The 10,838-nt window shown below is 75.3% G+C and carries 1 protein-coding gene and 1 pseudogene; both read right to left on the bottom strand.

Annotation, left to right across the window (positions count from 1 at the left end):
* Positions 1-2,228 (bottom strand): annotated as a pseudogene (locus ACIPSJ_RS23980) (type I polyketide synthase); the annotation flags it as partial.
* Positions 2,229-2,289: 61 nt separating this feature from the next.
* Positions 2,290-10,800, bottom strand: a complete 8,511-nt coding sequence (locus ACIPSJ_RS23975) for a type I polyketide synthase (RefSeq protein WP_401348642.1) — start codon at positions 10,798-10,800, stop codon at positions 2,290-2,292.
* Positions 10,801-10,838: the final 38 nt, after the last annotated feature.

Here is a 10,838-nt window from a genome sequence, read left to right as displayed (position 1 = left end):
TCGACTTGGGGGGAGTGGGAGGCGTAGTCGACGTGGACGCGGCGGACGCGGATGCCTTGTGCGGTGCAGGTTTGGGTGAGTTGGTCGAGGGCTTGGGGGGTGCCTGAGACGACGGTGGTGGTGGGGGAGTTGTGGGCGGCGATGGTGGCGTCGAGGCCGGTGAGGTGTTGCTGTACCTGGTCGGTGTTGGTGTTGATGGTGGCCATGCCGCCGTGGCCGGAGAGGTGGCGCATGGCGGTGGAGCGGATGGCGACGATGCGTGCCGCGTCCTCCAGCGTCAGGATTCCGGCGATGTGGGCGGCGGCGATCTCGCCTTGGGAGTGCCCGATGACGGCGGATGGTGTGATGCCGTTGGCGGTCCAGAGGCGGGCGAGGCTGGTCATGATGGCGAAGAGGGCGGGTTGGACCATGTCGACCCGGTCCAGCCATCCCTCGTCGGTGCTGGTGAGGGTGTCGATGAGGGGCCAGCCGGTGAGGGGGTCGAGGGCTTGGGCGCAGGCGTCGAGCGATGCGCGGAAGGCGGGGGCATCCTCGTACAGGTCGCGTCCCATGCCCGCCCATTGCGAGCCCTGCCCCGGAAAGACGAAGACGGGGCCCCGGCCCGTGGGGCCGGCCTCTCCGGCGATGAGCTGTGGGGCGGGCCGGTCCTCGGCCAGCGCCCGCAGGCCGCTGATGGCGGTCTCGCGGTCGTCGGCGACCACGACCGCCCGGTGCGGGAGCAGTGCGCGGGTCGTCACCAACGCGTGTGCGGTGGCCGCGAGTTCAAGCTCGGGGTCGGACTCCAGGCGTTCCGCGAGACGTCCGCCCAGCGCGGCCAATGCCTCGGTGCTCGCGGCGGACAGCAGCAGGGGCAGGCGGGCGGGCGGCTCCTCGGCGGCGGGCGGCTCGGGGTTCTCCGGCTGCTCCAGGATGATGTGGGCGTTGGTCCCGCTGATCCCGAACGACGAGATCCCGGCCCGGCGCGGCCGGTCGGCCTCCGGCCAGGGAAGGGCGCGGTCGAGGAGGCGGATGGCGCCCTCGGTCCAGTCGACCTGGCTGGTGGGTGTGCCGAGGTGGAGGCTGCGCGGGAGCAGGCCCTCGCGCATCGCCCAGATCATCTTGAGGACGCCCGCGACCCCGGCGGCGGCCTGGGTGTGCCCGATGTTGGTCTTGACGGAGCCGAGGTGGAGTGGGCTGGTGCGGTTCTGGCCGTAGGTCGCGAGGAGGGCCTGGGCCTCGATGGGGTCGCCGAGCCGGGTGCCGGTGCCGTGCGCCTCGACCACGTCCACGTCGGCCGGGGTGAGGTGGGCGTGGTCGAGCGCGGTGCGCAGGAGGCGGGCCTGGGAACGGCCGTTGGGCGCGGTGAGCCCGTTGGAGGCGCCGTCCTGGTTGACGGCCGTACCGCGGATCACGGCGAGGACGGGATGGCCGTTGCGGCGGGCGTCGGAGAGGCGTTCCACCAGCAGGGTGCCCACGCCCTCGCTCCAGGAGGAGCCGTCCGCCGCGTCGTCGAACGCCTTGATGCGGGCGTCGGGGGCGAGCCCGCGCTGCCGGGAGAACTCGACGAAGGACTCGACCGTCGACATCACGGTGGCACCGCCCGCCACCGCGAGGTCGCACTCGCCGACGCGCAGCGACTGGACGGCCAGGTGCAGCGCGACCAGCGACGACGAGCAGGCGGTGTCGATGGTCAGGGCCGGTCCCTCCAGGCCGAAGACGTACGACAGCCGGCCGGAGGCGATGCTGCCCGCCGTACCGGCGCCGATCATGCCCTCGAAGCCCTCGGGCGCGGGCGTCAGCCGGGTGCCGTGGTCGTGCGAGAGGATCCCGATGAACACACCGGTACGGGAACCGGCGAGGCCGAGCGGGTCGAGGCCCGCGCGTTCGAACGTCTCCCAGGTCGTCTCCAGGAGCAGCCGCTGCTGCGGGTCCATCGAGAGGGCCTCGCGGGGCGGGATGCCGAACAGGGCGGCGTCGAAGCCGGCCGCGTCCTGGAGGAAGCCGCCCTCCTTGACGTAGATGTGGCCGACGGCGTCCGGGTCGGGGTCGTACAGCTCGTCGATGTCCCAGCCGCGGTCGGCGGGCATCGCGGAGATCAGGTCGCGTTCCTCGACGACCGCGCGCCACAGGTCCTCGGGCGAGTCGATGCCGCCGGGGAAGCGGCAGGCGCCCGAGACGATCGCGACGGGCTCCTGCCGTCCCGACTCCAGCTCCAGGAGCCGGGCGCGGGCCCGGTGCAGATCGGCCGTCACCCGCTTCAAGTACTCGATGATCCGCGTGTCTTCCACGGAACGCGTCCCTTTCTGAAGGTCAGAAGGTGCCCATGTCGTCGATGAAGGAGAGGAGTTGGTCGACCGAGGCGTCCTCCAGGCCGAGGTCGGGGCCGTCGGCCGCGGCCGGGGCGTCGCCGTCGCTCCACCGGGCCACCAGGGAGTGCAGCCGCATGGTGACCTTCGCCCGCAGCGCCGGGTCGGAGGTGTCGGCGCCGAGCAGGGCGAGTTCCAGCCGGTCCAGGTCGGTGAGGACCGGTGGGGTGACCTCGACCGGGGTGCCGAACAGCTTCTCGTCGAGGAACTCGGCGATGGCCCGCGGGGAGGGGTGGTCGAAGGCGAGGGTGGCCGGGAGTTTCAGGCCGCTGAGCGCGGACAGCCGGTTGCGCAGGTCCACCGCGGTCAGTGAGTCCAGGCCGAGTTCACGGAAGGCGCGGCCGTCGTCGACCTGGTCGGCGGAGCCGTGCCCGAGGACGAGGGCGACGGTGGTGCGTACGGCGTCCAGGAGGCCGGCGGCGCGTTCGGCGGGGCCGCGCGCGGCGAGCCGTTCGCGCAGGCCGGTCTGGTCGGCGGCGCCCGCGCTGCGCCGGCCGGCCCGTACCAGGCCGCGCAGCAGCGCGGGGAGCGTGCCGTCGCCGGCCTGGGCCCGCAGGGTGGGGAAGTCGAAGCGGGCGGCGACCAGATGGGCGTCGGGGCCGTCGAGGGCCGCGTCCAGCAGGGCGGTGCCCTGCTCGGCGGTCAGGCTGCGGGTGCCGGAGCGGGCCATCCGGCGGGCCAGGTCCTGGTCGGTGAGCCCGGCGCCCATCTCCGAGCGGTCCTGCCACAGTCCCCAGGAGACGGACAGGCCGGGCAGGCCCAGGGACCGGCGGTGCCGGGCGAGGGCGTCCAGGAAGGAGTTGGCCGCACCGTAGTTGGCCTGGCCGGCGCCGCCGAAGGTGCCGGCCATGGAGGAGTACAGGACGAACGCGGCCAGGTCGGCGTCGCGGGTGAGGTGGTGCAGCTGCCAGGCGGCGTCCGCCTTCGTCCGCAGCACGGTGTCGACGTGGTCCGGGGTGAGCGAGCCGAGGGCCCCGTCGGCGAGGACGCCCGCCAGGTGGAACACGCCCGTGAGCGGGTGGAGTTCGGGTATCTGTGCCAGGAGCCGGGCCAGGGCGTCGGGGTCGGACACGTCGCAGGCGGCGGCCGTGACCGTGGCCCCGGCGCGCGTCAACTCGTCCACGAGTGCTGCCGCGTTGGGGGCGTCGGCGCCCCGGCGGCCGGTGAGCAGCAGATGGCGTACGCCGTGCCGGGTCACCAGATGGCGGGCGAGGATGGCGCCGAGGGTGCCGGTGCCGCCGGTGATGAGGACCGTGCCCTCCGGGTCGAGCGGGCGGTGTGCGGGGGCGTCGGCAGTGGCGGTCGCCCGCGCCAGCCGTGCGACGCGCAGGGCGCCTTCCCGCAGGGCGAGTTGGGGCTCGCCCGAGCCAAGGGCCGCCGCCAGCACCACCGTCGGGACCTCGGCCGTGTCGCTGTCCAGCAGCACGAACCGGTCGGGCTGCTCCTGCTGCGCCGAGCGGACCAGGCCCCACAGCGGGGCGTGCGCCAGATCGGTGGGCGCGTCCAGGTCGCCTGCCGCCACCGCGCCCCGGGTGAGGAACACCAGCCGTGCCTCCGCCCAGCGCTCGTCCGCCGTCCACGCCCGGCACAACTCCAGCGCGTCCAGCAGCACTTGCCGGCCCCCGGGCTCGCCGCCCGCGCCGGCCACCAGCACCGCTTCCGGTACCGGGGCGCCCCCGTCCACGGCCGTGGCCAGCGCGGTCAGGTCGGCGTAGTGCCGGCGGGAGTCCACCTCGGCCGGCCACACGGCCTCGCACCGCTTGCCCAGCACCGCCCAGCGGGCGGCGGTGGTCTCGCCCGGCGGCAGCGGCGTCCAGTCCAGGCGGAACAGGGAGTTCTCCGTGGCGGAGCGGGTCGCGGTCAGATCGGCGGCCGTCATGGGGCGTACGGCGACGGACTCGGCGGTGAGCACCGGCTGCCCGGCACCGTCGTACAGGTGGAAGCCGAAGGAGCCGTCGCCGAGCCGTACCACCCGGACCCGCAGCTCGGTGGCGCCCCGCGCGTGCAGGGTGACCCCGCTCCAGCTGAAGGCGAGTTGGCCGCTGTTCTCCAGGCCGTCCAGGACGACGACGTGCAGGGCCGCGTCCAGGAGCGCCGGGTGGATGCCGTACTCCGTGGCGTTCTTCGCCTCCGGCTGCGGGAGCCGTACCCGGGCGAGGAGTTCGTCGCCGCGCCGCCAGGCGGCGGTCAGGCCGCGGAAGGCGGGGCCGTAGTCGATGCCGACGGCGGCGATGCGCTCGTAGGCGTCCTCGGCCGGCAGGGGTTCGGCGTCCCGCGGGGGCCAGTCGGCGAGCGGTTCGGGTGCCGCTCCGGCCGGGGCCAGGACGCCCTCGGCGTGCTGGGTCCACGGGGACTCCTCGTCGGCGTCCGGACGCGAGTGGACGCGTACCGCGCGCCGCCCGGAGCCGTCCGGTGCGTCGACCATGACTTGGACGACCGTCCTGCCCCGCGCCGGAATCACCAGCGGGCGCTGCAGCGCCAGATCCTCCACGGCCGCGCAGCCCACCGCGTCACCCGCCCGCACCGCCAGTTCCACGAAGGCGGCACCGGGCAGGATCGCCACCCCGGCCACCGCGTGGTCGTCCAGCCAGGGCAGCGCCCGCCGGGTCAGACGGCCCGTCAGCAGTGAGCCGCCGTCGGCGAGTTCGACACTGGCGTCGAGCAGGGGATGCCCGGTGCCGCGCACTCCGGCGCCCACCGGACCGGACAGCGGCTCCAGCCAGTAGTGCTCCCGCTGGAACGCGTACGTCGGCAGGTCGACCCGGCGGGCGCCGACCCCGTCGAACACGGCGGCCGTCCAGTCCACGTCCACGCCGTGCGCCCAGGCGTCCGCCAGGGCGCGCGCGGTGCGCTCCGGGCCGCCGTCCTCGCGGCGCAGGGTGCCCAGCGCGGCGACCGGCGCGTCCTGGGACGCGGCGATGTCGGATATCGGGCCCAGCAGCAGCGGGTGCGGGCTCATCTCCAGGAACACCCGGTGGCCCCGGTCCAGCAGATGCCGTACGGCCTTCTCGAACTGCACCGGCTCACGCGCGTTGCGGTACCAGTACGCGGCCGACATCCCGGCGGTGTCCAGGAGTTCCCCGGTGACCGTCGAGCACAGCGGGACCGTGCCCTCCTGCGGGGTCAACTCTGCCAGTGCGTCAAGGAGTTGTTCGCGCAGCCGGGCCATCTGCGGGGCGTGGCCCGGGGCCACCGCGCCGCGCACCCGGCGCACCTGCGCGCCCTCGGCCTCGGCCACCACGAGGAACTCCTCCAGGGCCGTCACATCGCCGGTGACCACCACCGACTCCGGCCCGTTGACGACACCGACGCTCAACTCCGCCTCCCACGGGCCGAGTCGGGCCGCGACCCACTCCGGGGACTTGGACACCCCGGCCATCGCGCCCAGGCCCACCACGTCCACGATCAGCCGGCTGCGCAGCGCCACCACCCGGGCCGCGTCCTCCAGCGACAGGGCGCCCGCCACATGCGCGGCGGCGATCTCACCCTGGGAGTGGCCCACGACCGCCGCCGGCCGCACCCCGGCCGCCTGCCAGGTGCGGGCGAGCGCGACCATGACCGAGAACAGCACCGGCTGCACCACGTCCAGCCGTTCCAGCGACGGCGCGTCCGGTTCCCCGGCCATCGCGCCCGTCACCGACCAGCCGACCAGGTCGGCGAAGGCCCGCTCGCAGTCCGCGAACGCGTCCCGGAACACCTCGGAGCGGTCCAGCAGCGCCGAGGCCATGCCCACCCACTGCGAGCCCTGCCCGGGGAACACGAACACCGCCTCCGCACCGGTCGGCGCCCCGGTGACCACGTGCGGCGCCTCCTCGCCCGCCGCCAGCGCCGCGAGCCCGGCACGGGCCTCCCGCGGACCGGCGGCGAGGACCACCGCGCGGTGCGCGAGCGCCGTCCGGGTCGCCACCAACGACCAGGCGACGTCGGTCAGTTCCGGAGCGTCCTCGGCCGCCAGCAGTCCGGCCAGCCGGGCCGCCTGGCCGCGCAGCGCCGCCGGGGTGTGCCCGGACAGCACCAGCGGGGTGACCGGCAGCGGCAGCCGCGGCTCGTCCACCACGGGCGCGGGCGGGGCCTGTTCGAGGATCACATGCGCGTTGGTGCCGCTCGCCCCGAACGCCGATACCCCAGCCCGGCGCGGTCGGTCCACCGCCGGCCACACCTCGGCCTCGGTCAGCAGCCGCACCGCGCCCAGCGACCAGTCGATCCGCGACGACGGCCGGTCCACGTGCAGGGACCGCGGCAGCAGCCCGTGCCGCAGCGCCATCACCGTCTTGATCACCCCGGCCACGCCCGCCGCGCCCTGGGTGTGCCCGATGTTCGACTTGATCGAGCCGAGCCGCAGCGGCCGGTCCTCGGACCGGTCCTTCCCGTAGGTCGCCATCAGCGCGTGCGCCTCGATGGGGTCGCCGAGCCGGGTACCGGTGCCGTGCGCCTCGACGGCGTCCACGTCGGCCGGGGCCAGGCCCGCGTCGTCGAGCGCGGCCCGGATCACCCGCTGCTGGGCGGTGCCGTTGGGCGCCGTGAGCCCGTTGGAGGCGCCGTCCTGGTTGACCGCCGTGCCGCGTACGACGGCCAGCACCCGGTGCCCCGCCCGCAGCGCGTCCGACAGCCGCTCCACGAGCAGCATGCCGACGCCCTCGGACCACATGGTGCCGTCGGCCGCCTCCGCGAAGGACTTGCTGCGCGCGTCCGGCGCCATCAGCCCCTGCCCGGAGAACCCCACGAACGCGCCGGGCGTCGCCATCACCGTCGCCGCCCCGGCCAGCGCCAGATCGCACTCCCCGGCGCGCAGCGCCCGCACCGCCTGGTGCAGCGCGACCAGCGCCGACGAGCACGCCGTGTCCACGGTCACCGCCGGGCCCTCGAAACCGAAGGTGTAGGAGATCCGGCCGGTGGCGATCGACCCGCCGATGCCCGTCGCGAAGTACGGCACCAGGTCGTCCGGCATCCGCTCCGGGCCGAGCAGGTAGTCGTGCCCGACCAGCCCCGCGAACACCCCGGTACGGCTGCCGCGCAGCGCGGCCGGGTCGAGACCGGCCCGCTCCATCGCCTCCCAGGCCGTCTCCAGGAGCAGCCGGTGCTGCGGGTCCATGGCGAGCGCCTCGCGCGGCGAGATCCCGAAGAACGCCGGGTCGAACTCACCCGCCTCGTGCAGGAATCCGCTCTCCCGCGCCTCGGTCGAGGTCCCCGGGTCGCCGCCCGGGGCGAACAACTCCTCCAGGTTCCAGCCCCGGTTGCCGGGGAAGCCGCCCAGGACGTCCCGCTCGTCGGCCACCAGCCGCCACAGGTCCTCGGGGCTGGTGACCCCGCCCGGGAACCGGCAGCCCATGCCGATGATCGCGACCGGCTCGTCGGGCTTGCGCCTCGGACGCGACCGGGCCGGGGCGGACGGCTGAGCCGGTTCGCCCCGGCCCTCCTGGTCCAGCTGCGCGGCGAGCGCCCGCGGGGTGGGGTGGTCGAAGACGGCCGACGCGGGCACGGACAGCCCGGTGGCCGCCCGCAGTTCGGCACAGAGCTCGACCGCGCCGACCGAGGTCACGCCCAGCTTGGAGAACGGGCGGTCGGCCGCCACCGCCTCCCGCGACGCGTGGCCGAGGACGGCGGCGGTGGCGGAGCGGACCAGGTCCAGCGTCTCCAGCCGGGCCCGCGGGGCGTCCGGCCGGGTCTCGGCGAGCTCCACGGGGGCCGCCGTACCGTCGAAGGAGCGGCCCGCCGCCAGCCAGTACCGCCGGTGCTCGAAGGCGTACGTCGGCAGCGGCACCCGCACCGCGCCCGTACCGGCGAACACCGCGTCCCAGTCCACGGCCACACCGGCCGAGTGCGCCTGGCCCAGCCCGAGGAGCAGGGAGCGGGTGTCGGGGCGGTCCTTGCGCAGGGTCGGGGCGAGGACCGCCGCCGCGCGGTCGGCCAGGCAGTCCGCCGCCATCGACGCGAGCACCCCGTCGGGGCCCAGCTCCAGGAAGACCCGTCCGCCGTCCGCCTCGGCGGCCCGCACCGCGTCCAGGAACCGGACCGGCTCGCGCAGATGCCGTACCCAGTACTCGGGAGCGGTCACCTCACCCGGTCCGACGAGCCGGCCGGTGAGCGCCGAGACCAGCGGGACGCGCGGCTCGTGGTAGGTGACGCGGGCCGCCACCTCCCGGAACTCCGGCATGGCCGGCTCCATCAGGGCCGAGTGGAAGGCGTGGCTGACCTGGAGCCGCCGGGTCTTGTGCCCGCGCTCGGCGAGTGCGCGGGCGACCGCCTCGGTCTCCTCCGCCGCACCCGACAGGACGACGGACCGCGGCCCGTTGACGGCCGCGATGCCCACGCCCGGCGTCAGCAGCTCGGCGACCTCGGCCTCGCCCGCCCGCACCGAGATCATCACCCCGCCCGCGGGCAGCCGGTCCATCACCCGGCCGCGCGCGGCGACCAGCGCGCACGCGTCGGGCAGCGACAGCACCCCGGCCACATGGGCGGCGGCCAGCTCGCCGATGGAGTGCCCGACCAGCCGGTCCGGCACCACACCCCACGACTCCACCAGCCGGAACAGCGCCGTCTCGACGGCGAACAGGGCGGGCTGGGTGAACGCCGTCCGGTCCAGGGCCGCCGCGTCACCGAACAGGACCGGCCGCAGCGGGAGTTCGAGCAGCGGATCGAGGTGCGCGCAGACCTCGTCGAGGGCGGCGGCGAACACGGGGAACTCGTCGCACAACTGCCGTGCCATGCCGACGTACTGGGCGCCCTGGCCGGTGAACAGAAAGGTGAGCGAAGGCTGTTCGGCCGTATCGCCGCGTACGACGCCCGCGCCCGGGGTGCCCTCGGCGAGGGCGTCCAGCCCGGCGAGCAGGTCCTCGGTGCCGGCCGCGACGACGAGCGCGCGGTGCCGCATCCGGGCCCGGGTGGTGACCGTCGACCAGCCGAGGTCCAGCGGGCGGAGCCCGGGGTGGGCGCGCACATGGCCGGCGAGCCGGGCCGCCTGGCCGCGCAGCGCGTCGGGGGTACGGGCGTCGAGCAGGACCGGGCGGACGGACGGGGTACCCGCCTCCACGGGCCGGACGTCCTCCGTCGGTTCGGCCTCCTCCAGCAGGACATGCGCGTTCGTGCCGCTGATCCCGAAGGACGAGACCGCCGCCCGGCGCGGCCGGTCCGTGCGCGGCCAGCGCCGCTCGTCGAGGAGCAGCCGGACACCGGCGGTGTCCCAGTCGACGTGCGCGGTCGGCGGGGCGGCGTGCAGGGTGCGCGGCAGGACGCCGTGACGCAGCGCGAGCACCGTCTTGATGACCCCGGCGACCCCGGCGGCGGCCTGGGTGTGCCCGAGGTTGGACTTGACCGAGCCGAGCCACAGCGGCCGCCCGGCATCCCGGCCCCTGCCGTACGTCGCGAGCAGCGCGTCCACCTCGATGGGGTCGCCGAGCCGGGTGCCGGTGCCGTGCGCCTCGACGGCGTCCACGTCGGCCGGGGCCAGGCCCGCGTCCTTGAGCGCGGCCCGGATCACCCGCTGCTGCGCGGTGCCGCTGGGCGCGGTCAGGCCGTTGGAGGCGCCGTCCTGGTTGACGGCCGAGCCCCGTACCACCGCGAGGACCCGGTGCCCGTTGCGGCGGGCGTCCGACAGGCGCTCCAGGAGCAGCAGACCCACGCCCTCCGACACCGCGGTGCCGTCGGCACGGTCCGAGAACGTCTTGCAGCGGCCGTCCGGCGCCAGTCCGCGCTGCCGGGAGAACTCCACCAGCGTCCACGGGCTCGACATCACCGTGGCACCGCCCGCCAGCGCCAGCTCGCACTCACCGCCGCGCAGCGCCCGCACTGCCTGGTGCAACGCCACCAGGGACGCCGAGCACGCGGTGTCCACGGTGACCGCGGGCCCCTCCAGCCCCAGCGCGTACGCGAGCCGGCCGGACAGCACGCTCTGGGTGGAGCCGGTGCCGAGATAGCCGCCGAGTTCGGCGACCCCGTCCATCATCGGCGGCACGTAGTCCTGGCCGTTGGTGCCGACGAACACGCCGGTGCCGCTGCCGTGCAGCGCCGAGGGGGCGATCGCCGCGTCCTCCAGCGTCTCCCAGGCGACTTCCAGCAGCAGCCGCTGCTGCGGGTCCATGGCGAGCGCCTCACGGGGCGAGATCTCGAAGAAGCCCGCGTCGAAGTCGCCCGCCGTGCCCAGGAAGCCGCCCTCGCGGACGTACGCCGTGCCGGGTGCGGCCGGGTCCGGGTCGTACAGCGCCTCCAGGTCCCAGCCCCGGTCGGCGGGCAGCGGCCCGATCGCGTCCCGGCCCTCGGCCAGCAGCCGCCACAACCCGTCGGGGGAGTCGGCGTCCCCGGGGAACCGGCAGCCCATGCCGACGATCGCGACCGGCTCCGACCGGCCGGCCTCCAGCTGAGCCAACTGGCGCTTGGTCGCGTCGAGTTCGTGTGCCATCCACTTGAGGGTCTCGACGACCTTGTCGCCGCCGGGCGGGGGAGTCTCGCTGCTCGTCACTGCACGTGTCTCCTGTGCTGCTGAGGCCTGAAGCGGGG

The organism is Streptomyces sp. NPDC090088 (assembly GCF_044747345.1).
In the GTDB taxonomy this organism is placed as follows: domain Bacteria; phylum Actinomycetota; class Actinomycetes; order Streptomycetales; family Streptomycetaceae; genus Streptomyces.
The sequence above is the reverse complement of the archived record's forward strand: the minus strand, read 5'-3'. Positions and strand labels throughout refer to the sequence as shown.